Below are 25382 nucleotides of genomic sequence, written 5' to 3'. Positions count from 1 at the left end.
AGTAAATAGTACTGATGATATAACCTAGTCGGCCTTTTATGCGTATGTGAGTGTGAGATAGAAGCATTTTTTTACGATTGTGCTACCACTTTAATAGGTTCACCGTTAGCTCCTTCAAATCTTCTTCCCCAACCTGTGACAACAGATACAAGAAGGACAATGAAAAGCAAGAATGGGTAGATCATATGCATTCCAAGATTTGTTACTGACACTGAAGCGATATTGTCATATCCTGAAGTCAATTGTGAACCGATAAATACGAATACGCTTAAAAATGGTATGCATAGCGCTATAGAGTTGGCGAAGCCATCAAGTAAGTTTGCTCGCCGATACGGATGTAGATTCATGCGCATTCCCAATTCATTGTGGATTTTACCGAAAGTTGCCATGGCTGCTGAGGTTACTCCGCCAAAGATAAGAGTGGTAAAAGTAATACCGAGCATCATAATTATTTCGGTTCCGATGACGCTCTTCCCAAGACGCGACCTACTGAGAAAGTCAACCAGTGTACTGAGTATTCCAGCGGCATTAAGCACACCCATAATTCCATAGACACAAAGAACAAGTATTACTGTGCTTGTCATAGAATTAACACCCTCGATAAGGAATCCTCCTGGTGTACCATCTTTGACATTGAGAATATCGGTTGTATGAAGGATTCCTGTTGATAGTCCGAGAACACTTCCACAAAGTACGCCCAGCACAATCGCCATATACATATCTTTTGTAAGTACAGCAACGATGAGCATAATGGCAACTGGGATCAACATAAATAATGATTGAGGATTAGCAGAGGTTTTACTTAGTATATTTGTTTGTACTGTCTGCGAATTTCCTGCGAAGAATGCAAAGATAAGGAAAGTTGCAATCCCTGCAATTGCCGAATATTTGAAGCGCGAACGCACGGCTCCACCCACATCGGCTGTAGTTTGACGATCTCGATAATACTGTGTGGATGTCGAGATAATTGTCGTATCAGATATCGGAGCTAAATTATCTCCGAAAATTCCACCACCAACAATCGCCGCAGCCAAAAAAGCCGGGTCTGCACCTAACAATACTCCAGCTGGATAAAAGATTGGAAATGCTGTAAACATAGTTCCTAGGGACGAGCCCGTGGCGGTTGCAATGATACACACAAACCCAAATGTTAAAGCTGTGAAGAGTCCAGGCCCGACATGCACAAGATCTGCGAGCCACACAAATCCACCTGATAAATTCGATAGCTTAATTAATTGCGAGAAAATCCCGATAGCTAGAAGAAGGACAAGAATAGGAATAGATTCTTTTACGCCATTATATACAGCATTCCAGTATGTCTGAGTCCTATTTTTACCCTTCGCGAGCAACGCCGTAAGCATCAAGGATATAAGAGCTGCCATGGATAAAGCACTCATATCGAAAGCTTTGAGTACCACGAAGAAGGTAATACAAAATCCAAGAAAGATAATTATAGGTAGTAATGCGCTGAGTTTTCCTCCATAAAATTCTAGAGTAGGAGATGCAAAATCTTTCTCGTTAAACTCCTCGTGATGAGATGCATTACTAGGAAATTCTTCTTTTGTAGAGTGGCTGTACATAAATATTTCTCTCTTTTCTGGCAGTACACGTTTATACTCGGCACATCATTGTGATGCGTGTGATGACCCTTCTGCTTCATTCATACGAATTATGGAGCGGAAAATAGAATGAGGATCGCGTTCTAGCTCATATGGTTCACCAGGAACCGTCGGATATTGGTGTAAGAAATTATCAATTCGTTCTCGATCGTAATCGCTGAGATCAAAACTGAAAATTTTCGCATTATCATGAACATGCTTTGAATTTCTGATCCCAATAATTGTTGCAGCTACGCCTTCTTTGTCGAGGATATAACGCGTTGCGATTTGAGCGATGTGAACATCATGCGATTTAGCTATATCGTTAAGAAGCACGAGAAGTTCTTGATATCCATCTTGCCCTACGCTTGCTTCAATAATTTGTTGATACTTAACCTGAGACCGGGTTTCAGGCTGCGCTAACGAAGCCGACATCTGCTCATTGTTATTAGCGTTTTTGCGATCAGAACCCATATACCTTTCACTAAGCAAACCTCCTGCTAATGTTCCATAGCAAATTTGCTGAATACCAGCAGCCTTTCCATACTCAATCATTGTCTTTTCGACACGATGATCAAAAACCGAATACTGACTTTGACATGAAATAACAGGTATACCGCCATCCACTAATGCCTTCATATGTTCAGTATCAAAGTTGGTTACACCTATATACCGTATCTTTCCTTGCTCTTGTAATTTAACAAGATTTTGAGCTACATCAACGTAACGATCAATGTTGTAATCCCACCAATGATACTGAATCACATCAATATAATCTCGACCTAATTTTTTCAGACTTCGGTCGATGATACGTTGTGTATCTTCAAACTTAACAGTGCTGAGAATATCGTAGTCCGGAACATATTTTTCATGAATCTGAATATCTTGAGGCGTTAAAGAGCTATGACTGCGAAGTGAACGTAAAAATGTGCCCAACGCATCTTCAGCACCGATATAAATATCAGCTAAATCAAATGTCGTGAATCCATAGTCAACGAGCTTATTGAAGGCATATTGAATATCCTCCATATCCAATGCTCCAGTAAGACTGTGACCTGGAGACAACTGCCATAATCCATTGAGCACTCGGGCGATAGAATAGCCGGGCGCCAATTGTGCACGAGGAATCGCCTCTGAAATATCATTAAGAGAGGTTTCGTTATACTTCATCTTTATTCTTCTCTTCTTGTAGTTAGTTTATTGTAGTTAGTTTATGAAGCCATAACTTTCTTCAAACAGACTATGGCCTTTCTTTGCATAGATTGCTTAATTCGCTGTAAAACACAATACATTGCTATGCAACTAGTAAACAGAACCCGGTAAATGGCAACTCGGTAAATGACTAGTTGCGCTTTACCCATTACCCGTTACCCGTGTATGAAACTGGAATGACTCTGCAATAAGAATTACTCTGGCATGGGAACTATAGTCGCATCTTCATGATTAAAGTTGCGTTTATTCATGCGGGTAATTTTGAAAGCAGCTCCACAATGAGGATCAGGGCATGCAATGAGCGCATCACTGAGCATCCAGTCAGCATCTTGTAGCGGACGTTGTTTTGCAGGCAGTAATGGGAGTAATGCTGCGAGCGCATACATGGAAAATGATGTAGTGTGCTCAAATATAAGATTTTCCCCCTCAACCAGAAAATAATCGCCTACATGATGACTGCATACAAAGGCACGACCAGTCTCCACTACCTCAACTTTCAGCGTGTAGAGTTCAAACTGATGAGATGCTTTATTATTCGTCATGTTAAGTTCTTTCATTTCGTGGATATGCCACAATCAAACAATTAATTAATTACGCAGTATTGACACGGTTTAAAGTTGACGAGACACAATAATTAGAGGGGCATATCATGCCTCGCCAAGTATCAATTCAGTTTGTGCGAACTATGGCACAGCGGATATTCATTCGTTTCTATCTGTATTCTTTTCGAGATAGTCCATAACCGATTGCACATCTTTATCTCCACGACCAGAAACATTCACGATAATTATCTGATCTGGATTCATAGTTGGAGCTAAACGAATAGCTTCTGCTAAAGCATGGGAACTTTCTATCGCCGGCAAAATTCCTTCAGTTTTAGACAAGGTAATAAGCGCATTAATTGCGTCCTCGTCAGTGGCTCCTGTATATTGAGCACGACCACTGTCCTTAAAGAATGCATGCTCAGGACCAACTCCTGGGTAATCAAGCCCTGCAGAGATGGAATACACATCAGCAACTTCACCATTATCCTTAAACAAGGAATATGTTTTCATACCATCAATGATTCCAACAGTGCCCTTTTCCATCGTTGCTGCATGCATGTGAGTATCAAGTCCCTTACCGGTAGCTTCTACGCCGATAAGCTTTACCTCATGATCGTTGATATATTCTGAGAACGCACCAATAGCATTAGAGCCACCACCAACGCATGCAATAACAGCATCTGGAAGTCGCCCTTCTTTTTCAAGAATCTGTCGTCTGGACTCTTCAGAAATAACTTTTTGGAATTCGTGCACTATTGTCGGATATGGATGTGGACCTACCGCTGACCCGAGCACGTAGAAAGCATTGAGATCTTCCATCCAAGCAGCAAAAGCAGCATCTACTGCGTTCTTTAATGTACCAGTTCCTGCATCAACTGGATGAACTGTCGCTCCCATGAGTTCCATACGAAATACATTGAGTTTTTGGCGCTCAACATCGACCGCCCCCATGTACACGTCACATTCCATTCCAAATCGAGCTGCTGCAGCAGCAGTTGCAACACCATGCTGACCTGCACCAGTTTCAGCGATTACTCGAGTTTTGCCCATGCGCTTAGCAAGGAGAATTTGCCCTAAAACGTTATTAAGCTTATGAGAACCAAGATGATTGAGATCTTCACGCTTCAGATAAATTTTTGCCCCACCAAGATAATTCGTTAACGACTGCGCAAAGTACAGAGGCGTTTCACGTCCTGCATAATCCTTGAGATAACCGTGGTATTCTTCTAGGAATTGCGGATCGTCTTTGTATGTATTGAAAGTTGTTTCAAGTTCATCGAGAAGCTTTTGAATTGGTTCTGGTACGAAGCTTCCGCCAAATTGTCCGAAGTAACCGTTGTTGTTTGTCATTTTGTCATCCTTTTAGTTTGTTGTTTACGTTTGTCACATTTCTTGGGCTGACAAGATACGCCATCGCTTCATGCTCGATTTCCTTTCATATGAGTATTTATGATTTTATGTTTGCTTGGAATGTAATAAACAAAACCCATCTAGCTTCGTATCTAGATGGGTGAACTATCGAATTATGCGTTACAGCTTAATATAAGAATCCCACATAGATACATGTGCTTTTGCATCAGTTGCATCTATGTGAAGAGAACATACATGCAATCTATCCTTGCCAGGTGCGCCAAGCACGCCAGCTACGCCATGCATCGAAATCACATGTATTGAGTTCAACTGCGTAGGACAGATACTGCATGTTATGCTCCTTTCATAAAACGATTCAAAAGTGTTGTTAGCTAAGTTACCATGTCCATCTAGATAAACACGCCGACAAGTATCACATTGTGAAATGGGTGCCAGATTCGATGAATTATCGACACGCCGTATATATTCCCGACACGCCTTTAGTTAGTTAATTGAATAAACTAACCCTTCGAAAAACCGTGATTTTTCAGGCAATTCCTGATAGTATAAATGTGACTAACACACAAAGGAGTATTTATGGTCGCTCGATACGCAGCATCAATGAAGACAACATCATTCGATACAAAAACAGGACAAACCACGTTTAGCGAAAGCACACCAACCGTATTAGACGAAAGTACTTTACTCAAGAACGTAGAATCGAACGTTGTAGGGATTTATCCTCGGTATGCATTCCAAACTATTGAAGGCTTCGGCTGTGCAATGACTGAAAGTGCGTGCTATCTTCTGTCGCGCATGAGTAAGGAAACACGCACCGAAGCTCTTAAAGCATGGTTTGGAAATTCTGCTATCGACGCTCGCTTTATCCGCATCCCTCTCGATTCATGCGATTATTCGCTTGATGAATATCAAGCAGTTGAAGATCCAATTTCCGATCCTTCACTCGCTACTTTCTCGATGGAAAGAAACAACAAATATATTATCCCAGTAGTTAAAGAGGCTCTAGAGATTGCAGATGGGAAAATTAGCGCTCTTCTGTCTCCTTGGTCTCCTCCTGTGCAATGGAAAACTGCTCCAGAAATTTCAGAAAATGACGCTAAGGTTTACGGAGATTTTGGTTTTGAAGTTCCAACTGAGCCCAGCCGCAATTTTGGCGGTCGCCTCAAGCGCGAGTATTACAAACCATGGGCACAGTATTTAGTCACATATGTACAGGCATATCTTGATGCAGGTATACCAGTTACTATGCTTTCTATCCAAAATGAAGCCAGCGCAGCCACAATGTGGGATAGCTGCCTATGGTCTGGCGAGGAAGAAAGTACTTTCTTGCATGATTACCTCTACCCTGCTATGAAAGAGGCAGGGCTTCTTGAGAAAGTTGGCATTTTTATCTGGGATCACAATAAAGAGCGTATGCTTGAACACGTCGATGAAATGTTCGAAACCGACATCGCTGATATGATTTCAGGAATTGCTTACCACTGGTACTCTGGAGACCATTTTGAAGCACTCGATCTCATTCACAATGCATACCCAGATAAAATTTTGATGCATTCAGAAAGCTGCGGACTCCATATTCCAGGTAAGACTTATGCATTTAAGCCAGTAGATGGCCCAGAGCCTGAATCAACAGTTACACCAATCGAGATGGACTTTGCTGATGCTGTCATGTATGCACATGACATGATTGGCGATATCAACCATGGTATGCAACGTTGGATTGATTGGAATCTGTGCGTTGACCGTACGGGCGGACCTCGACACGTATTGGGTGGTTTTGCAGCGCCAATCGTCGCTGAAGACAACGGAACATTTGAAAAAACAATTTCATATCATTACATCGCGCAGATAGCTCATGTCGTACAACCAGGTAGCATCCGAATTGGTAGTTCTACATGGTCTGACACTGTAGAAGTAGCAGCTGTAAAACGTCCGGATGACTCTATCGGAATTATCTTGCTCAACAAACACGATAATGATCAAGAAGTCAACATCCGAGTAAGTGGGCAACTATCCACCGTTAATCTTCCTGCTCATACTCTCAGTTCGGTCATTTTGAACGAACAATAATCTCACGACGGGGACATGGCATTACGTATTTTTTACAATGCCGTGTCCCATAGTTTTATGCTACTTTATACTAAATAGAGGGAAGAAATTTTCTCACTTTCGTATTCATGGGAAGAATATGAAATATAGTACCGGGAGGAATTCAATGGCCGAATCCACAACTGTTTATGAAAAGAACGAACCTTATTGGAACGAGAATCTACCTATTTCAGAGCGCGTTAACGATTTGTTATCTCGTATGACCTTACGCGAAAAAATTGGCCAGATGATGCAACTAGATGCACGTCAAAACCTCGACGATATCATTCTTGACAAGCACGCAGGATCCATTTTGCATACTTCTCCTGATTACCTTCCTCGTGCAAATGATTTAGTTCAGCAAACTCGTTTACGTATCCCTATGCTTGTCGGAGATGATCTCATCCACGGTTATTCGTTCTACCCTGGAGCAACTATTTTCCCAGAGCAGTTAGGCATGGCTGCTAGTTGGGATACTGCAAAAATTGAACGCGCGGCACAAATCACTGCCCGAGAAGCGGTAACTACTGGCGTGCAGTGGACTTTCTCGCCTGTCCTGTGCATTGCACGCGATACTCGATGGGGTCGCGTCGGCGAGACCTTTGGAGAGGATCCGTATCTCATTGGCGAACTTGCTAGTGCTATGGTACGCGGGTATCAAGGCGGAAATGCTACAACTAGCGATACCCCACTTGGAAAGAAATCCATCCTGGCTACAGCTAAGCATTTTGCTGGTTATTCTGAAACTCAAGGCGGGCGCGATGCATCAGAAGCTGATTTGTCGCATCGCAAACTTGCTTCATGGTTCTTACCTCCGTTTAAGCGCGTTGCCGACGAGGGAATTGGGACTTTTATGCTTGGATACGAGTCCATTGAAGGTGTGCCAATTACCGTAAATAAATGGCTTCTTAACGACGTATTACGCGATCAGTGGGGCTATAAGGGCACTCTTATCACTGATTGGGCGAATGTCAGCCGCTTGGTATGGGAGCAACGCGTCATGAAGGATCCTGTACAAGCTGCAATCGCAGCTGTACGTGCTGGAAATGATTTAATTATGACTTCGCCAGAATTCTACGATGCAACTTACGAAGCTGTTACTAGTGGACTATTGGACGAGAGCGAGCTTGATGGGCCTGTCGGAAGAATTTTGGCATTAAAGATGCGACTAGGTCTTTTTGAAGATCCTCGTTTACCAGATGCTGCACAAGCTAAGAAGGTTATAGGGAATGCTGCTCATAGCGCGGCAAATCTTGAGCTTACTCGTGAATCCATCGTTTTGCTGAGAAACGATGGGACTTTACCGCTTAAGCATAAAGCTCATAAGGTTGCTCTGATTGGCCCTCTTATTGATGACGCACAAACACAATTGGGTGATTGGGCAGGCAATTCTGGTCAGGTTTCGTGGATGCCTGATGGACATCCACGAAAGACAATTACAACGGTTCAAGATGGCTTTGAAAAACTGATGCCAAGTGATTGGTCATTAACCACTGCTCAAGGTGCTCATATAGTTGATTTGGTACCAGATCCAGCTGGTGAGTTCTACCCTGACGGACAGCCACGACCATATGTAGGTCGTAGCTCTGCGGTTGACCAGAATCTTATTGACGAAGCTGTTCGCAATGCCAAGAACGCTGATGTAGCTGTTGTAGTCGTTGGCGATGTTCTTCAACTCATAGGAGAAGGCTGCTCCACTGCTACCCTCGAACTTCTCGGCGGCCAAAACACACTTATTGATGCCATTACAGCAACAGGAACTCCAACTGTGGTCGTTCTTATGTCTAGCAAACCTCAAGTACTTCCAAAGAGCGCACTTGAGAAAGCAAATGCTTTGCTGTGGGCTCCAAGCCCAGGCATGAAGGGCGGTCAGGCGATCGCTGAAATTATCATGGGTATGGTCAATCCTTCGGGCCGATTGCCGATTACTTTCCCTCGTCACGCGGGTCAGCTCCCGGTCTACTACAATCAGATTCGTGGACAGCATGGCGATCGTTATGCCGATCTAACACAAGATCCTGCCTTCGCTTTTGGAGAGGGACTTTCTTACACCACCTTCGCATATAGTGATATTTCGCTCAGTAATGAATACGGAACAACTATAAGTACGGAAGATAATGATGGTTCTGTATGGACCATGTCTCAAAAGCAACACGAAGATGTTACTATCCCGGTATTTAAGAAGGACGGTATTATTCACGCAAATATTGATGTAACGAATACTGGTGATACTAAAGGCGTTGAAGTCGTCCAGCTCTATATTGGTGATATCGTCACATCAGTAAGTTGGACCGATAGAGAGTTGAAAGCCTTTAAGCGTATCGAACTTGCCCCGGGTGAGACTAAGACAGTTGAATTCGAGATTCCTGCATCAGATTGCTCAATTGTCGACGCTCAGGCTCATCGCATTGTCGAAAATGGCGAGTTCGAAATCCTCATCGGACATTCATCTCGTCGAAGCGATCTTAAGCGTGCACTCTTTGCTTTAGAGGATTAAGTTCAGACTAAGAATAACAATGAGGGTGGCGGGTATTTTTTGAATAGAGTACTCGCCACCTTCATGTTTTCACAGTCGTTCACATTATTGTCTTAGTTTGCTCCACTGTAGCAGTTATATTCATGATTGATACATGACTACAACTCCTAGACTTCTTAATCCGCAGATTATGCACATAGATTCTGCAAACACAAACTTATTAAGGTACGCGGAAAATAATACCGACATTGGAGAACTAACTTATAGCAAACGTCTCAATGAGAGACTTCATGATGTTCGTCGTAAAAGCGCAGTTCGCAAACGTTACGCTCGCCATCATCGTCATCATAGAAGCGAACTACGTAATATCATTACCCCTGTAATTATTCGTAAGAGCATTCTTGCTCACATGGCTCAATTAATACCAGAACACAAGCTCATGCCTCTATCATGTGTGAGTGCCGCAGCAATTCTCGGTGCCCCAATACCTGAGAAAGATGTATATTGCTCGTTGTATATGGCTACGAATATCAAAAAGAATTCACAGCACGCAGCGTCATGTATAGTGCACAATTCGTTACCTATCCGTCAGCTCTACATTAATTACAGCATGCCAAAGGATATCCGAAAGAACTTGCTTTCTACCCACCACGAGGACTTCGAATACTCTTTGCACAGTTCAAGAGGGCTAGAAGAGTCGTGTATTCCTCGATATGAAGCCATCAATGATGAAGTTGGAGTGTGCTCGGGCATTCTAGTAACTTCTCCATTACAAACGATGTTTGATTGCATGCGGGTGCTACCTTTTTGCTATGGTTTAGCTATCTGCGATCACCTTTCAGCATTATATGATATTTCTTCAGAGGATATGACTGAATTTTTGCATGCCCATAAATCGTGTAAGAGTGCACAAATAGCAGCATACCGTCTCGAATTTGTTGATAAAAATTCGACGAGTTATTACGAGTCCTTATGCCGAGCACTGATGATAAAAGCAGGCGTAAGTATTCCCCTACTTCATTCGCAACTACCACAGGCACTGAGCACGAACTTTCCATTGCCATGCCCAGCTTCTCCGGATTTTATATGGGAACTTCCAAGTTTTACTACTCGCACGGTTAATACGCCAGCACGATACATCATCGCACATATTGATGGGTTTAAATACTTCCATTCTCTCTCGACTGGCAACGAAACAAGCTCATCTCATATTCTTCCTACCAGCTATCGCCAATTAGAAGAGCTCCTAGCTGTAAGCAATTGCACTATTGTCAGACTTTCAACACGAGAAATCTCAGTAGAAAAACCTCAAAGACTTATTGAAAAGCTTAGAAAAGCATACGTTCCCTTTGTTAGCGAGGAGGAGATAGAGACAAGGGTAAAATATCTTTCAGATCGCAGGCTCCTACGCTTCTAGAGAGCTTGTAAGCGTAACAACAATCACTAAAATACCGACATAATCAACTGGATATTAAGTACAGTCAAAATAATTGCTACAAGATACCCTATGATAGTATTCCACTTTGCATTTGCATACTTTCCCATAATCGATTTTTTCGATGTGAAATAAATAAGCGGGAAGATTGAGAATGGTAAAGCAAGGGACAAAAAGACTTGCGAATATACAATCATGTTATCCAGTGTCTGCTCATGTCCGTGACTAAGAGCCGCAATAATAATCACCGGCACAAGAGTTATCACACGCGTACCTAAACGAATAGCCCATTGCGGCACTCGCACATGAACGAATCCTTCTAACACTATTTGCCCAGTTAAAGTTCCAGTTATTGTTGAATTTTGACCACTGGCAAGCAGTGCAATAGCAAATAAAGTTGCAAGTAACTTACTGGCAATAACTCCCGCAATTGCTGGATTAGCGAGCGCGTTATACATCTCCTTGAATGCGGTAACTTCGTGAGCATGCCCGTAAAATATTGATGCCCCTACGATAAGCAACAATGAATTAACAACAAACGCTACAGTCAACTGTACATTAGAATCCCACGTCATGAATCTGACCGCTTTATCTAATTCCTGCGGTGATGCCGTATTGACTTTGCGTGTTTGAACGATAGACGAGTGAAGGTATAGGTTATGCGGCATAACGGTTGCGCCAATTATTCCCAAAGCAAGTGCAAGCATAGTTGCTTGATTGCGTTTGTCTAAACCTGCAACTTTATCAGCGCTTGGCACAAATCCCCACAGCATATCTGGAATATGAGGTCGCGCGAGAATAACAAGATACCCGAAAATAATAACAATCGTCAGAATAAGCGCAGCAACAATTGCCTCAATTTTTCTAAAACCAAGTCGCATTAATGATAGTAAGACAACCACGTCAAGAACTGTTATCACTATAGCAACCATAAGAGGTATACCAAATAGTAAATGTAAAGCTATGGCCGACCCTAAGACTTCAGCGAAGTCGGTGGCAATCAGCGCAAGCTCGATAATAACGAAGAGTATCCAACGAGCCCATTGAGGTGAGCGTTGTGCGATATGCTGAGCAAGGTCTTGCCTCGTTACCATCCCAAGTTTTCCGGACATATGCTGAAGTTGCATCGCAACAACAGATGAGATAAGAATGACGCTCAGTAACGCATACTTATAAGTCGCACCTCCTACAACACTGGTAATCCAATTTCCCGGATCCATGTAACCGACTGCAACAAGAGCACCAGGTCCTAAAAATGCAAAAAAATTCTTCCAGAAAGAGTCACTTTCAGGAACGTCGATGCTTTGGTTGACTTCTGAAAGCGACACTTTATCGTGAGTATGTTCAATAAAATGACCATGCTTGTTGTGAGTATCTTGTGCTGCGTCTTCGCTCATATCACTTTCACGCTTTCCACTGAATTATGACTCGTGTAAATTCATCGGCATATTGCTGTGCTTTTTGTTTACCTACACCATACACGTTTAAGAATTCATCTCTATTACGTGGCTGTTTAACTGCCATATCACGCAAGGTTTTATCAGAAAAAATCATGAATGCTTGCCGATGATTCTTCCGCGCGATATCCATTCGTTTTTCTTTGAGCAGTTCATAAAGATCTGTTGGATAATGCTGAATTTCGATATCTGAACTAAGAGAGCGTGCAGAAGAAGAATTTCGTACGATTCGCGTGCGCGTACGTATAGGAGAACGCAATTTAAATTGCTCTCGCCCCTGATATGTTAATTGTACGACTGAATACTGCCCTGCCACAGCTAGATACCCATCTGCGATAAGTACTTGTATATACGTTTTGATTAGTTTCTCATCAAGATTTTTAAGTAACCCGTATGTGGAAATCTCAGTTAATCCGCGTTCCCGTAAATCCGCAGTATCTCGCCCTTTAAGAATAGCGGCAATCTTATTGATTCCCACGTCATAATGCACACGCTCTCGAATGCGGTAGACACACGAGAGAATTTTCAAACTTTCTTCAGTTATGTCAACGGTTTCGCCAGCATCTAGACAATTGGAACAGTCCTGACAGTCAGCAAAAGTTTCCTCGCCGAAATATTCCATAATGAATCTACGAAGACATCCTGAGGTTTGACCATAACGAATCATCGCGTCTAACTTCTGGGAAGCGAAAGGATTATTTTCCATGTCAATCATTCGCTTCGCTTCAATTACATCAGCACCGCTATAGAATAACGTGCACCGGCTTTTGTCACCATCTCGTCCAGCACGACCAGCCTCTTGATAATACGCTTCTAAACTATTGGATATGCCATAATGAATGACTTGGCGCACGTCTGCCTTATCAATTCCCATACCAAAAGCATTGGTCGCCACCATAATCGAGACATCACCATAAAGAAAATCCTCTTGGGCTTTACTGCGTTCGCTCGTTGATAATCCAGCATGATAATATCCTGCAGAAAAACCAGCTTTTCTCAGTTTCGTTGCAACTTTCTCCACTACTGCTCGCGTACGGCAATAGATAATTGTCGAATCGTTCTTATCGCCTGCATTAAGAAGTTCTACCAGACGACGGAATTTATCTCGCGGCTCTTCAACAGCAAAATATAAATTAGGGCGATCAAAACTGAGAATTACTTCATGATAATGTGCATTCATTCCCAGCTGCGTTGCGATATCCTTTTGCACATCCTTTGTCGCTGTTCCCGTAAAAGCTGCAATACGCGGTCTTACAGAAAATTCTTCGATAAAAGAGCGAATATTTCGATATGCCGGCCTAAAATCATGCCCCCAACTAGAAATACAATGTGCTTCATCAACTGCTATGAAGCTTATCTCAAAATTGCTAATAAATTCGCGAAAACCTTGAGCCATGAGACGCTCTGGGGCAATATAGAGAATTTTCGTTTCACCAGACTTTAGTTCGGAATATATCTGAGAAAATTCTTCACCATCTAAACTACTATTGAGCTGGCGAGCGCGCACTCCATTTTCACGAAGCGCATCTACTTGATCTTTCATAAGCGAAATGAGAGGCGAAATTACAAGTGTAATCCCGGGAAGCATGAGCGCTGGAATTTGATAGCACAAAGACTTGCCTGCAGATGTAGGCATTACAGCGAGTACATCTGTCCCACCCATAATCATGTCTATAATCTGCGCCTGACCTTCGCGAAAAGTACTATACCCATAAGTTTGCTGAAGAATATCTTCCTTCGTTACAACACTGCTCATGTACTTTTCTCCAGTCTGAGGAATGCATCATCGCTTAATCTAGTATTTAATCGTATCCATAGTAAACCATCTCATGAGGATATAATAGCCGTATGTGTGCTAAATCTCTTCTTCGACGCCAAACCCTTGCCAAGATGAAGGAGCAAGCCACGCAACGCAAAGAATTGGCTGATGAGGACTTACTTGAGCAGCTGTGTCAAAGCCCGTCATATGAGTCAGCTCATACAATTGCCACGTATATGTCACTACCCCATGAAGTCAATACTCGGCCAATCATTCAACGCATGATGCGCGATGGCAAGCGAGTACTTATCCCCCGCACTTTACCCGGGTATCAACTAGAGTTTGTCGAATATGATCCGCGTAACCTGGTAAGAAGCGCATTTGGTATTATGGAGCCCTCAAACAACTGCATCGTAGCGCCTGACAATATTGATCTTATCCATGTGCCTGCTCTCGTTATGAATAATGCGCATTATCGTATCGGTTATGGCGCAGGTTATTACGATCGCTATTTAGAGAATTTCTCGAACCACACCGTCAGCACGATTTATAGTTTTCAACTACACGATTTTGCAGAAGATACTTACGATATTTCTATAGATACAATGCTTGTTTCGCCCTACGAATATATGCTGTCTAAAGATACGAAGCTGCAAGCATCGCAAAGAAAATTGCATATGCAGCGATGAACAGCCACTTATATCGCACGCAAATTGCTACAAATTCTCGTACGAAAGCAGACGGGATATAGTATCGAGCCGTTGAGCACCCCAGACCGTCACCTTTCATTCCAAGGCGTTTGGCAAAAGTACTCGTTCTAAAAACGTGATAATTATTCGTCACGAAAAGGAAATGCGGATTTTTTACCAGCCTCTCTCCTATTTCTTTCGAATACAATAAATTTTCATACGTTGTCGTCGATTTTTCCTCGAGGATAACTTGTTTAAGATCAATGCGTTTTTCCTCACGTATATAGTTCCATATAGCTTGGGCTTCAGAAATCTTCTCATCGCTGCCTTTGCCGCCACTAGCGATAATTTTTATTTCTTTATCCGACGATGCGAGAAAAGCTTCAATAGCCTTGTCAATTCGTTTCTTAAGTAATGGAGTCACGCGCTCGCCATCCAATAAACCCGCGCCATGAATGATGATGAAATCATACTTTTTGTTCTTGGGAATAAAACTATACACAATGGAATACAGTAAAAACCCGATGAATGCAATCGTGAAGAGTACAAACGAGTACGCGATAAAGAGGTAACTTCCATACATAAAACGGTTATGCGATAAGAAGCGTACGCCACCGCTGAGTACGAAACCAAGGAATATGATAATTCCAAGATTAAAAAGTCCAAGAATTAAGAATAGGATATTAACTTTCGATATTCCTTCTCGTCGCAACAAAACTACTCCGTTATACAGTAAGAAAACTGAGCTCAGGAAAACAATCAACGGTACCGCAAAGAAACCTAAACCAAATAGCGCATAATATGCAATTTCTATTCCTGAAGCATACATAAGATTTGCTAGCGAGAAATAGCCAAAGATGATGCTAAGGATGAGCAGTGGCGGATTCCATAGGCTGCGATTGTCTCGCCATAGCGAATACACAAATGCGATAACTAATATCACAGTAATTACGTAGAGTACCGCAGTTCCTTGAATCATGGATTTAGTATAGCAAATCTAAGAAAACAAGCTAAGTTATAACTCGTGGGTGGACCAAAGTATGAGCAATATTAACGTATACAAGAATGCGCCTTCTATCGAGTAGAACTGAAGAAGGCGCATATCTATGAGAAGAAGAAATCGAAAGAAAAAAATACCTGTATTGTCTTATCTTGTTTCCCCACCTCCTTGTGCTACATCATTTTGGACTCGACGTCGTACAAAAATACCTAGTGCAACGCCGATTACCGTCATTACAGCGACAGTTACCAGGAAAGCCAAAAGTGGCAGAATAAAAATATCACTAAAATAATGCCAGTCGCGACTGCCAAAAAATGCTAAGCGTATACAATCAGTTACAAGGAATGCGATTGAAAATAGCGCCATCATTTTTGGTACGATAAGCCATCTCTTCTTATCATTATCACTGTCGTATTCATCTCGACCTGCAAAGAATCCCATTGCGAAACTAAGAGCCGGAAGAGTTGTTTGGAAAAAGAGAAAATCGACGATAAAGGAATCGACGTGCGGAGACCAGTAAGCAACTATCCCCAATACCCACATAAGCATGTATGGAATCCATCGAGCAAATGGGCTGCCCGCCTTCTGAATATAGTACGTACCAATCCCCATTGCTAGACCTACGCTTCCTGCGACGATAGCGAACCAAAAGAGGAAAAAGTCCGGCTCATCCCATCCGCCATAGACGCGGCACTTAAAAAGCCACTCAAGAAGAACCATATATGTACCCATGAGAATTGGGGCTAATACAGCCCACCACCCCCATAGTCTCTCATAGCCAATAATCGCTGATTCTATAAGGACTGTGACTGGGTACAGCATATACAAAATCATTAATACTGAGCCCATGCCATCGCGCATCCATCCTGAAAACATCAGCGCAACCCCGCCCGTAATGACGGCAATGTACCACAAAACTATCAACCATTTGTGCAGCAGAACAGTATTTTTACGAACGTGTCGACGGCGAGGCGCTCTCCCTAATCCCCCAATCATATCGGTACGCATTATCTCTCCTTTCTCCTACGAAAGAAATTCATATGATCGCCTTATACACCATTGCATTCGTACAAATTCACATGAATAATGTTAGTTTTATTATAAGGCAGAATGCTCGTAGAGTCTATTCCCCTAGCATAAGTGAGAAAATGTAGGGTGTGAATAACTACAATAGTGCTTGTTCTCCTAAGGAAAGGCTCATATGACTATGAAAATTGATGCTTTCGCTCATCTTCTTCTTCCACGTTTTTATGAGAAGATGCTAGCGATAAAGCCCGAATTACCACAGATGTTCCCTTTTATTAATCACCCACATCTTCTCGATTTTGATAAGCGTCGCGCAGCCATACCGAAGGACGTTAAACAAATTGTTTCATACGTCAATATCAACCCTGAAGATTACACAGATCCGGAAACTGCAGCAAATCTATGCGTTGAAGCAAATAATGAGCTAATACAAGCAGTTGAATCAAATTCTGATATTTTTGCCGCTGGTATTGCTATGATTCCTATGAATAATATTCCTGCGGCTCAATCAATTATTGAAACTGTTTCTAAGTCGCACACACTTGTAGGCATCCAAATTTTTACTCGCGCATTAGGAAAATCTATCGCAGATCCTCAATTTCGTGACATATTCGAAGCATGTGCGCGGCTAAACGTCCCGCTGTGGATGCATCCAATTTTTGATGAGCGAAAGCCTGATAACAATATAGTTTTCTCATGGGAATACGAGTTAACTCAGGCTATGCTTCAACTTGTGCAGGTAGGTATTTACAAAGACTTCCCGGATCTTAAAATTATCGTCCATCATGCAGGTGCTATGGTTCCGTTCTTCCGTGAGCGAATGCGATATACCATGCCTGCTGACCAATTTGATGATTTCCATAAATTCTATGTAGATACTGCTTTACTTGGTAATGCTAAGGCCTTGGAATTAGCAGAAGAATTCTATGGCATGGATCACATCGTGTTTGGCACTGATGCGCCACTAGGCATTCCACCAGCGGGATCGACACATGCAATCATTAAAGCGATAGAAGAGCTTCCATTTGTTGACACAGATAAGCAGAAGATTTTTAGTACGAACATAGAAAGTATATGCCATCGTACATTCTAAATTTTGACTGTATTATTCAATCCTCCTATCGAACGAAGTAAGCGTGCTCACATCACTGTATGATTGTGATAGAGCACGCTTATTTCGTTGAAGTAATTTCTTACCTCTCGTGACTTCTTACTGCTTCTCACTGCTTAGAGCGTTTGCGAATAAGTCGTTGTCTAAAACTATCTTTCTTCTCTTTGTACCCCACAAATACCATATTCCCCGAATCGTATTCACACAAGAATACTTCTTTAAAGTAGCGGTAACCATTGTCTTGCATGATTCCTTTGAGCCACACTCGATCGTGTCCGATAAGGTCAAGAATGTCATCGTGCACTTGTCCATCAGTGATAAGTGGGTAGCGTGGTTTTTCTTCGCCCTCTTTAACGATAATGAATTCGCCATTTTGCTCAAGGATGACACGCTTTACATCAAGAACAGAGTAGATCTTTTCTGAGCGAAGTTTAAAGGACAATTCGCTCGCTGAAAGTTTCGCACGTTTACAATTTTTGATATTAATATGTCCATCTCGGACAATTGTCAGAGCTTTACCATCGATAATTTCCTTGAATGGTATGGAATGCTTCTTGAGTTCACGGAAAGCCACGACAAGACCAAGCCAGATAATGAGAATGAGTACCAGCTGAGTGACACCAATATCGTCGTTGTAGATTACACCGCCGATAATTCCACCGAGTACATAATTTTGTACTGCATCCGTGGCTGATCTTGGAGCTAAATTTCCTTTACCGCTAATATTGATAACGGCTACGAGGCCGATAAATCCTACAAGGAGTTTAACTGCTACAAGTGTGAGACCTGTCATTTTCCTTATGCGTTTCTATTTAGATGTTTATACATTTATTGGGCAGACGTTATAAACGCTATAGCGCAGAGGGATTTCATAAATTCTACTGATAATTACTGACGGATAAAAGTATTATCATGATCATTCGTATCAGTTGGCACAAAACGTTCTACACGCATATGAAGATCATATTTCTCACGAAGCTCAGCTAGCTCATTCATCATTGGCGATGCATGATGAGCATCAATCGCTTCCTGATCTCGCCACTGGTCGATGAGAAGAACTGTTTCTGGATCATTGTGCGCGATAAAATAATCGTAGCGTTCATTGCCATCTTCAGCGCGAATTGCATCAGCAATTCCACGAGATTCCATCTCCTCGACAAACTTACGCGCATTACCGTTGGTACCAGTGTAATAGAGATTTACCGTAAGACTCATTGTTACCTCACATTCTTAATGACACTCTTAAGCAACTATATCTTATACGCCACTATCTCTATGAAAATAGCCCAGCATAGAGTGTAATGATGAGCAATGTGAGCAGCCCATATGCCACAATGAAAAACCATTTATACCGCACACATATCGCAAAAAATTCCCTGATGAAAGCAGACGGGATATAGTATCTGGCGGTAGAGCACCCCAAGCCGTCTCCACACATACCAAGACGCCTCGCATATGTACTTGTACGAAAAACGTGATAATTATTTGTCACGAACAGGAATCGAGGATTATCTATGAGCTCCTCGCCAATCTTTTTCGAATACAGAAGATTCTCGTAAGTTGTCGTCGACTTATCTTCTAGAATGATTCGATCCCAAGGAATATCCGTTTCCTCTATGACATAATTAACTATGGCTTGAGCTTCAGAAATCTTTTCATCCGAGCCTCTCCCACCACTGGCAATAAGCATAACTTCCGGGTTTTTTGATTTATGAAAAGCTTCTACAGCCTTATCAATACGCTTTTTAAGCAATGGCGTCACGCGTTCACCGTCAATTAAACCCGCTCCATGAATAATAATGAAATCATACTTCTTTCTCTTTGGTATGAATGCATAAAGCATCGAGTACAGAAGAAAAGCTACAAAAACCGTACCAAAGATAAAGAAGGTAGAAAAAATATAGAGAAATGCGATATTGATTACTGGATAGTCAAAGAACAAATTCGACTGAACAGAAATCCGAATATAGGTAAATGAGAAGAAAATGAATAAGAAAATACCTACGCATAATGATAAGAGATTCGTTAGAGAGAATCCTTCACGGCGAAGCAAAATAATCCCATTGTAGACAAGGAAAAATGATCCGAAAAATGATGCAAGTGGAAACGCGAAAAGCCCAATAGCTAGAAGAACTCCAGATGCAAGGCCATAGCCAGCAGAATAAATAAGATACGTGCTAGTCCAGTACACGAAGAATACAGCAATAATAAGAAGCGGTGGATTCCACAAGCTGCGATTGTCTCTCCACATGGAGTATACGAGTGAAGCCACGCTTATTATTGTGATGATGTATAAAACGATATCGCCTGAAATCATAGGGTAAGTATATCAGCTTACTACTCTTCATCATCAGGCTGCTGTCCATCATGAGCAAGCCACGCACACTCTGTAAGTTCCATATGAGTAAAGGTTGCTGTAAAGCTAGAGTCTTCAGGACTACATGCGTAAACGCCGAAACGTATAGGACCAGCTCCTTCCCACATGTGACAAATGCGCATTTGCGAGAAATTCTTTCCATCATAGGAGCATTCAATACGGTAATCATCCTCGCGTCTGCTTAAGCGATACCACATAGTCTTTATGTCCGCGGGGATTTCTGTCGTAGACCAGTCCGAGTATCCGTGGTTTGTTACAACGGAGCCTAAATGCTGGAATTGCTCATTTTCATATTCGACAGATGCTTTAAGCCAATTCTTCGAATCCAAGTACATCACAATTCCGCACTGGTCAAAGCGATGATGACTCTGCGAAAAATCAGTCTTTACGACAAAGGAGAAATACTTTTCATCCGTATCCATCTGAAGCACAGGTGCGTTATCATTTTGAAAATGATAATATGTGTTTTGCCATAAATCGGTACGTGGTTCGGTAGTAATTTCGATATGGTCTTCGTCAATGACGTAGTCTTTCGGTTCTCGTATCCATGTGAGTTCGTTCATTGCAAGATCCTCATCTCACTAATTTTCTAATTACTAACGGTATATATAATACTTCATTTTAGGTATTCGCTTATTCCTTACTTTTTACGAATACGTGTAAAAAGTTTTGAGATAAACCCTTGCTTCTTGCCCGTATCGGTTCCATCTGCATCCGCCATACTCGATTTAGTCGTACTCGATTCCGTAGAATTATCTGCTTGACCATCCTGTGACTGCAACCCTTTTATGTGGGAAATCTGTTCCATTGCCACATTTTGATAAATAATTGCTCCCTGAGGATCACAGAAACGGATATCGCTATAGCACACCGAACTATTTAAATCGAATGGATTTGGCTCGATGACCTCAGCAGCTTCTATCAGGCCACTCTCACGCTCCGCCGCTTCTTGAAGCGCAGTAAGGAAAATATTAAAATTATCATTTCCAAAATCATCGTGGATGATAGAACGAATCGAAGTATCTGATTGACAGTCCTGAAGCAACTGCTTGACCTGACTTGGACCTATATAAACTCCTGTAGCGTAATTTCCGTCTAATAAATCTGTTTCAGGCGCTGGAAGCCACGTAGGAATTATCTCGCTCCACAGTGTAATGTAGCGCTTCATATCAGGATGTTGGATAACTAGATCTGAGAATATCCCACCGCGGATATAGTGGTATCTCGAAAAGAATCCAGTTGTGACAGCTAGACCATACAGTACGTCTTCAGTATTAACTTTATTAATTGGAGTATTCTGTTGAGCTATTTCACGCATGACATCTTCGTATTTCTCTGAGAAGAAATCATCTCCTTGCGATGCACTCACAGATTTCATCAGAGAATCATCACCATTAATAAGCGCATACATCGGTAAGAAGAACCATTTATCCATCTGGTCAACGCCAACGATATGGTAACTCATGTCGAAACCCATTATTCACTCCTCACTGAGAAATTTGAGACTATACGTGGTATAAATTAATCATACTATAGATGTCTACTTACTTGTGTATTTAGACGTATCCGCGCATATTCCTGCACAACGATCCACGTCACGCGACAGGATATTTCACCAAATTCTTCTTCAGTTTCTTTTCTATAATGTCGTCGATATCCATATTAAGTTTGTCAGCCAGCGTATAGGCATAAATGAGTACGTCAGCAAGCTCCTCCTCGAGACGTTCACGGTCACGTTCTTCAACGTCATGCGAATCTTTCCATTGGAAGAGCTCTAGCAATTCAGCAGATTCAATCGAAATCGACAAAGCTAAATCTTTTGCATTATGGTACTGTCTCCAATGATGAGCATCGTGGAAGTCATTGATACGCTGCATGCTTGGGTTATTATCGTTTGTCATTCATTTTCTCCTTATAAAGTCTTAATAGTTCTTGCTGTAATTGCTCATCAACTGCATAAAGGTACAGACCTTTTACTCCACGTGTAAGCAAAACATTGAGCTCGTTCTTCAGTAATTCTTCGCCAAATTTCTTCTTCGAACCATCGCTGAGCGTGCGATTTCGAGTCGCCTTATCATTTTTACTATACTCTGGACGGAACTGGATTCTCCCATTTCGGTAGACGACAGAAGGACCGATGATAACTCCCACATAATTGAGGTCAAAGCCTTGAATAGTAAAGGTAGATCCAACTTCATCAATTGTCTGCGGCTGCTCAGCCCACGATAATGCATGATAATCCATGCTTCTATCATTGACTTTCGGCAGTTGCAAATTCCACGGCATTGTCCAATCACCAATTGTTACATAACTATAGACGCCATCTTTGCGTTTGGCCTTATATTCCCAGTCGAATGTAGCAACCATACGCGAAAGTCCTTGGTCGATCGAATCATTCTTGTTTTTAATTGCATCGTACATGGCAGCAGGCGTATCAAAAACTTTAATTTCGTAATCGTGCGAATCATTGGGAATCTTATCGAGCCTTTGATTATCAATCACATTTCGAATCCAGGCAATTGTTTCGCGATCAGAGTTAATGCGCATTTGCTGTGAGAGCGTTATGTAATTGTGATGGGATTTAGCCAAATCAATATACCGGTCTAGTGCATCTTTTTCCCAGTATTCCTCTGTCGTGAGAATCTGTTTCTCGTCAAAAACTGCTACAACAATTTTCGCTCGTTTAAGTAAATCTTCAAGCTGATTCTTCCCCCGATACGATTGCCTTCCCTGAGTAAGAAGTAAGTGCGCTTCATCAACTATTACAACGTCAGCAATTTCTTCTGGAATATCCGGATCGTGGCTGTTGATGAAACTTGTCGGCTTTGACACAAGCTCAATCTTGTTTCCCTCTTTATTCTTACCATATATACCAAGTTTTCTGGCAATCTCCTCATATACAGTTATTTGCTCCTTATGATTAACAAGCAAATGAACTTTTACACCGCTTAAATTCGAATCTTCTTCCTTACTTTCTTCAAATAGTTCATAAAAGAGTGTACTCATAAGCACAGTTTTCCCAGATCCCGCTTCCCCATTAACCAAAATAAGTTGCCCTGTTCTTTCTTTAGTCAATGAATCGGCCACACGGTCAAGGATGAGGTTCTTCGCGCGAACTTGTTCTTCAGTCAATTTATGAAATGGGGATGCTTTAAATATTGCGGAATCTTCAACCCTAGTCTTGGCAGGAAAAATATTTTTATTCAGAGTATGAAGCTTGTTCCAAGTCTTAGAAAAAATCGGTTCTAGTAAATCTGAAGTATAATATTCATTCTGATCATTAAACCGACGATTATTGACAGAAACATTTTCTACACTCGATAGATAATGTATAAATTTATTTTCGATATCAAGGGTCAGGGATTTATTAAAATGGTCATGCCCAATCACATACATCTCAGCATCATCAGCCTGAGCTAGTTCGTCCCAATCGTCTCGATACCTCGGGTCAGAGTTTAAATGCTCTTCTGTTCTTCGGCGAATATCGCTTGTCTCGCCCACATAAACTACATAATTCTTTCCATCAGTATGATGAATTATATAAACAGTCGGATAGTTGAGGATAAATGGTTTCTTCTCTTGCGGTATAACTACTAAATGACCATCATCAATAGAATCATATGGGCCAGAGTAAATAATTGGACTTGAAACCATTGTAATCTTTCAACTCCTTCATATCGTTATCTTTTATATAATTATGAACTCATTACGCAGTTCTTCTTATATGTATACAAGAGTACACCTAATATTTGCATTATTGTCCTTTGAAGTTCAGTTCTACCGTGATTCAACGAATGCCGATATATTCCCCTATTGTGTATAGACGTGGAATTTTCGTAGGAAGCAGAACATCCGAATAAAACAGAGAAATTCCTATAGCGAAGTAATCAATTAGCTTACAACACCAATATTTTTGTTTGAATTCGCTCATCAGTCATCATCAAACTTATACGGATGTTTTCTCACCCAGATGGCACCGTAAATTGCGTCCACAATCATGGCGGGGAGGATACCGATAATAACAACTGTGAGCATAACAGCAAAAACATGTTGGATACCTGCACTCATCAACGATATAACTATTGGGCTAACAGCAACAACAAAAAACACCAAACCAAAGTTCAGTAGCGCCGAAGTATCATACTCTTGCAACTTCTCAAGCCACTTTATATGCTTATCACGGTAAATATAAAAATACGTGTACACACACCCCATCGCTATTGCAAAAACATTCCATACAACCATAAACAACGTATCCTGGTAGGGGTCAAGTATAGCGTGATTGCCTTCGCTAAAAGTAATCAAACAACAAATTACCATTAAAGCCTCAATAATTAATACCCATATGGTACCCGTAAGAATCAGACATAAAGATTGAAACTTTTCCACAAAAGAACGAATATGCGAGAGTAGCCAGCACACACATGAATACACAACACAGCCAATACATATTTGCGAATAAACTGGCACCCAGTTCAATAATGCTATACATATTAGTGAGAGAAGTCCCCATAGGAAAACACAAGCCCAAGAAATTCTCAGCATGCTAGGATCTTGTGCATACTCAGGAATAGGAAAATGGAATCTCTCCACAAACTCATCATCACTCTCGTGTGATATGTTCTTGTTCTTCTTTTTTTTATCCATTAGAAGTGAAACACTCCCTTCAAACCAGACTTCATCCAACCGGTGGAAGATTTACCACCGATATCCAAATTCATCGCCCAACTAATTCCTATTCCGACTCCGTATCCGATTAAGGTACCGGCTGGTCCTCCTACCGCGGTTCCTATCGCTGCTCCTATTGCTCCTGCGGCAGCGCCCGATCCAACATCAACAGCAGTGTCTACGACGAAGTTTTTGGTTTTTTCAGCTGTGCTTGACTTAGTATCATCTATAAAATCAGACTTAATATTACTAACCGCACTCAAAACAGTACCCGCAGCACCCAGGGCTTTACCACTCTTAGTTAACCAACTCGCATTCTTATACCCCTTAAAATCACTAGCAATATTAAGACCATCCTTAAACCCACGTTTCGCCGCCTTGCCTACTTCCGACCAGTCCATCTTTCCAGCAGCAGTACGTGCGTAACGAATAGTAGTAAAATCTACATCCGTCCGCTTCTTAAACTCCTCAGCATACTTACGACCAATCTTCGAATACCTACTCCTATTCTTCTCATACATCTTATGGTTACCCATCATCACATCATGATCCAAACGACCCTTCTTACCC

General features: G+C 41.7%; 22 protein-coding genes. 5 read left to right on the top strand and 17 right to left on the bottom strand.

Features of this window, described 5'->3' with window-relative positions; translation table 11 throughout:
- Positions 1 to 71: 71 nt before the first annotated feature.
- The 4 genes from EJ419_RS00105 to trpB all read right to left on the bottom strand — a co-directional run bounded on the left by EJ419_RS00105 (position 72) and on the right by trpB (position 4705).
- Positions 72 to 1580, bottom strand: coding sequence for a Na+/H+ antiporter NhaC family protein (locus EJ419_RS00105; RefSeq protein ID WP_131282894.1), 1509 nt, complete (start codon positions 1578 to 1580; stop codon positions 72 to 74).
- Positions 1581 to 1625: 45 nt separating this feature from the next.
- On the bottom strand, positions 1626 to 2768 hold the full coding sequence (locus tag EJ419_RS00100) for an aldo/keto reductase (RefSeq protein ID WP_131282893.1): 1143 nt from the start codon (positions 2766 to 2768) through the stop codon (positions 1626 to 1628).
- Between the two features lie 236 nt (positions 2769 to 3004).
- Complete coding sequence (locus EJ419_RS00095; RefSeq protein ID WP_205668783.1) at positions 3005 to 3352, bottom strand: TIGR04076 family protein; 348 nt, start codon at positions 3350 to 3352, stop codon at positions 3005 to 3007.
- A 159-nt stretch (positions 3353 to 3511) separates the two neighbouring features.
- Positions 3512 to 4705, bottom strand: a complete 1194-nt coding sequence (gene trpB / locus EJ419_RS00090) for a tryptophan synthase subunit beta (RefSeq protein WP_131282891.1) — start codon at positions 4703 to 4705, stop codon at positions 3512 to 3514.
- 597 nt (positions 4706 to 5302) lie between these two features.
- On the opposite strand from trpB, the gene EJ419_RS00085 reads away from it, so the two are divergent.
- From EJ419_RS00085 to EJ419_RS00075, 3 genes are all read left to right on the top strand, one after another.
- Positions 5303 to 6796, top strand: a complete 1494-nt coding sequence (locus EJ419_RS00085) for a glycoside hydrolase family 30 protein (RefSeq protein WP_131282890.1) — start codon at positions 5303 to 5305, stop codon at positions 6794 to 6796.
- A 145-nt stretch (positions 6797 to 6941) separates the two neighbouring features.
- Complete coding sequence (locus tag EJ419_RS00080) at positions 6942 to 9311, top strand: glycoside hydrolase family 3 N-terminal domain-containing protein (RefSeq protein WP_131282889.1); 2370 nt, start codon at positions 6942 to 6944, stop codon at positions 9309 to 9311.
- A 133-nt stretch (positions 9312 to 9444) separates the two neighbouring features.
- Positions 9445 to 10707 (top strand): hypothetical protein, encoded by a 1263-nt coding sequence (locus EJ419_RS00075; protein WP_131282888.1) that lies wholly within the window; start codon positions 9445 to 9447, stop codon positions 10705 to 10707.
- A 26-nt stretch (positions 10708 to 10733) separates the two neighbouring features.
- On the opposite strand, the gene EJ419_RS00070 is transcribed toward EJ419_RS00075, so the two are convergent.
- Both EJ419_RS00070 and recQ read right to left on the bottom strand, forming a co-directional pair.
- Positions 10734 to 12122 (bottom strand): Nramp family divalent metal transporter, encoded by a 1389-nt coding sequence (locus EJ419_RS00070; RefSeq protein WP_131282887.1) that lies wholly within the window; start codon positions 12120 to 12122, stop codon positions 10734 to 10736.
- Between the two features lie 7 nt (positions 12123 to 12129).
- Complete coding sequence (gene recQ / locus EJ419_RS00065) at positions 12130 to 13938, bottom strand: DNA helicase RecQ (protein ID WP_131282886.1); 1809 nt, start codon at positions 13936 to 13938, stop codon at positions 12130 to 12132.
- A 92-nt stretch (positions 13939 to 14030) separates the two neighbouring features.
- Between recQ and EJ419_RS00060 the strand changes: the two genes are divergently transcribed.
- The gene (locus EJ419_RS00060) at positions 14031 to 14630 is read left to right on the top strand and encodes a 5-formyltetrahydrofolate cyclo-ligase (RefSeq protein ID WP_131282885.1); all 600 of its coding nucleotides are present in this window, start codon (positions 14031 to 14033) and stop codon (positions 14628 to 14630) included.
- On the opposite strand, the gene EJ419_RS00055 is transcribed toward EJ419_RS00060, so the two are convergent.
- Positions 14578 to 15609, bottom strand: a complete 1032-nt coding sequence (locus EJ419_RS00055; RefSeq protein ID WP_131282884.1) for a YdcF family protein — start codon at positions 15607 to 15609, stop codon at positions 14578 to 14580. The two genes, EJ419_RS00060 and EJ419_RS00055, sit on opposite strands and share 53 nt — an antisense overlap.
- Before the next feature lie 168 nt (positions 15610 to 15777).
- Complete coding sequence (locus EJ419_RS00050) at positions 15778 to 16638, bottom strand: hypothetical protein (RefSeq protein WP_131282883.1); 861 nt, start codon at positions 16636 to 16638, stop codon at positions 15778 to 15780.
- A 193-nt stretch (positions 16639 to 16831) separates the two neighbouring features.
- On the opposite strand from EJ419_RS00050, the gene EJ419_RS00045 reads away from it, so the two are divergent.
- Positions 16832 to 17749 (top strand): amidohydrolase family protein, encoded by a 918-nt coding sequence (locus EJ419_RS00045; RefSeq protein WP_131282882.1) that lies wholly within the window; start codon positions 16832 to 16834, stop codon positions 17747 to 17749.
- A 127-nt stretch (positions 17750 to 17876) separates the two neighbouring features.
- Here EJ419_RS00045 and EJ419_RS00040 read toward each other — a convergent pair whose 3' ends face one another.
- From EJ419_RS00040 to EJ419_RS08280, 9 genes are all read right to left on the bottom strand, one after another.
- Positions 17877 to 18560 (bottom strand): DUF421 domain-containing protein, encoded by a 684-nt coding sequence (locus EJ419_RS00040; RefSeq protein WP_131282881.1) that lies wholly within the window; start codon positions 18558 to 18560, stop codon positions 17877 to 17879.
- Between the two features lie 95 nt (positions 18561 to 18655).
- Positions 18656 to 18982 carry a putative quinol monooxygenase gene (locus tag EJ419_RS00035; protein WP_131282880.1) on the bottom strand — a complete coding sequence of 109 codons (327 nt, stop codon included), beginning with the start codon at positions 18980 to 18982 and terminating at the stop codon, positions 18656 to 18658.
- A gap of 58 nt (positions 18983 to 19040) precedes the next feature.
- A complete protein-coding gene (locus EJ419_RS00030) occupies positions 19041 to 20039 on the bottom strand; it encodes a YdcF family protein (RefSeq protein ID WP_205668781.1) in 999 nt (332 codons plus the stop codon).
- A gap of 65 nt (positions 20040 to 20104) precedes the next feature.
- Positions 20105 to 20707 carry a DUF1349 domain-containing protein gene (locus EJ419_RS00025; protein ID WP_131282878.1) on the bottom strand — a complete coding sequence of 201 codons (603 nt, stop codon included), beginning with the start codon at positions 20705 to 20707 and terminating at the stop codon, positions 20105 to 20107.
- Positions 20708 to 20784: 77 nt separating this feature from the next.
- Positions 20785 to 21621 carry a hypothetical protein gene (locus EJ419_RS00020; protein WP_131282877.1) on the bottom strand — a complete coding sequence of 279 codons (837 nt, stop codon included), beginning with the start codon at positions 21619 to 21621 and terminating at the stop codon, positions 20785 to 20787.
- A 118-nt stretch (positions 21622 to 21739) separates the two neighbouring features.
- On the bottom strand, positions 21740 to 22045 hold the full coding sequence (locus tag EJ419_RS00015; RefSeq protein WP_131282876.1) for a nucleotide pyrophosphohydrolase: 306 nt from the start codon (positions 22043 to 22045) through the stop codon (positions 21740 to 21742).
- Positions 22032 to 23798, bottom strand: coding sequence for a DUF2075 domain-containing protein (locus EJ419_RS00010; protein ID WP_131282875.1), 1767 nt, complete (start codon positions 23796 to 23798; stop codon positions 22032 to 22034). The genes EJ419_RS00015 and EJ419_RS00010 overlap by 14 nt, the downstream gene beginning before the upstream one ends.
- Before the next feature lie 276 nt (positions 23799 to 24074).
- Positions 24075 to 24389 carry a hypothetical protein gene (locus EJ419_RS00005; protein WP_165496173.1) on the bottom strand — a complete coding sequence of 105 codons (315 nt, stop codon included), beginning with the start codon at positions 24387 to 24389 and terminating at the stop codon, positions 24075 to 24077.
- 401 nt (positions 24390 to 24790) lie between these two features.
- Positions 24791 to 25382 (bottom strand): hypothetical protein (locus EJ419_RS08280; protein WP_205668780.1); only part of this gene is annotated, 592 nt, incomplete at its 5' end.

The sequence above is a fragment of the Alloscardovia theropitheci genome, assembly GCF_004332295.1.
Lineage (GTDB): Bacteria > Actinomycetota > Actinomycetes > Actinomycetales > Bifidobacteriaceae > Alloscardovia > Alloscardovia theropitheci.
The sequence above is the reverse complement of the archived record's forward strand: the minus strand, read 5'-3'. Positions and strand labels throughout refer to the sequence as shown.

Excerpts from the sequence above, each read along its gene's own strand:
- EJ419_RS00050 (WP_131282883.1), bottom strand. The coding sequence starts at position 16,638 with ATGCGTACCGATATGATTGGGGGATTAGGGAGAGCGCCTCGCCGTCGA.
- EJ419_RS00045 (WP_131282882.1), top strand. The coding sequence starts at position 16,832 with ATGACTATGAAAATTGATGCTTTCGCTCATCTTCTTCTTCCACGTTTT.
- EJ419_RS00010 (WP_131282875.1), bottom strand. The coding sequence starts at position 23,798 with ATGGTTTCAAGTCCAATTATTTACTCTGGCCCATATGATTCTATTGAT.
- EJ419_RS00025 (WP_131282878.1), bottom strand. The coding sequence starts at position 20,707 with ATGAACGAACTCACATGGATACGAGAACCGAAAGACTACGTCATTGAC.
- EJ419_RS00075 (WP_131282888.1), top strand. The coding sequence starts at position 9,445 with ATGACTACAACTCCTAGACTTCTTAATCCGCAGATTATGCACATAGAT.
- EJ419_RS00085 (WP_131282890.1), top strand. The coding sequence starts at position 5,303 with ATGGTCGCTCGATACGCAGCATCAATGAAGACAACATCATTCGATACA.
- EJ419_RS00060 (WP_131282885.1), top strand. The coding sequence starts at position 14,031 with ATGTGTGCTAAATCTCTTCTTCGACGCCAAACCCTTGCCAAGATGAAG.
- recQ (WP_131282886.1), bottom strand. The coding sequence starts at position 13,938 with ATGAGCAGTGTTGTAACGAAGGAAGATATTCTTCAGCAAACTTATGGG.
- EJ419_RS00080 (WP_131282889.1), top strand. The coding sequence starts at position 6,942 with ATGGCCGAATCCACAACTGTTTATGAAAAGAACGAACCTTATTGGAAC.
- EJ419_RS00105 (WP_131282894.1), bottom strand. The coding sequence starts at position 1,580 with ATGTACAGCCACTCTACAAAAGAAGAATTTCCTAGTAATGCATCTCAT.
- EJ419_RS00055 (WP_131282884.1), bottom strand. The coding sequence starts at position 15,609 with ATGATTCAAGGAACTGCGGTACTCTACGTAATTACTGTGATATTAGTT.
- EJ419_RS00040 (WP_131282881.1), bottom strand. The coding sequence starts at position 18,560 with ATGACAGGTCTCACACTTGTAGCAGTTAAACTCCTTGTAGGATTTATC.
- EJ419_RS00070 (WP_131282887.1), bottom strand. The coding sequence starts at position 12,122 with ATGAGCGAAGACGCAGCACAAGATACTCACAACAAGCATGGTCATTTT.
- EJ419_RS00020 (WP_131282877.1), bottom strand. The coding sequence starts at position 21,621 with ATGGGTTTCGACATGAGTTACCATATCGTTGGCGTTGACCAGATGGAT.
- trpB (WP_131282891.1), bottom strand. The coding sequence starts at position 4,705 with ATGACAAACAACAACGGTTACTTCGGACAATTTGGCGGAAGCTTCGTA.
- EJ419_RS00095 (WP_205668783.1), bottom strand. The coding sequence starts at position 3,352 with ATGACGAATAATAAAGCATCTCATCAGTTTGAACTCTACACGCTGAAA.
- EJ419_RS00005 (WP_165496173.1), bottom strand. The coding sequence starts at position 24,389 with ATGGTTGTATGGAATGTTTTTGCAATAGCGATGGGGTGTGTGTACACG.
- EJ419_RS00035 (WP_131282880.1), bottom strand. The coding sequence starts at position 18,982 with ATGAGTCTTACGGTAAATCTCTATTACACTGGTACCAACGGTAATGCG.
- EJ419_RS00015 (WP_131282876.1), bottom strand. The coding sequence starts at position 22,045 with ATGACAAACGATAATAACCCAAGCATGCAGCGTATCAATGACTTCCAC.
- EJ419_RS00100 (WP_131282893.1), bottom strand. The coding sequence starts at position 2,768 with ATGAAGTATAACGAAACCTCTCTTAATGATATTTCAGAGGCGATTCCT.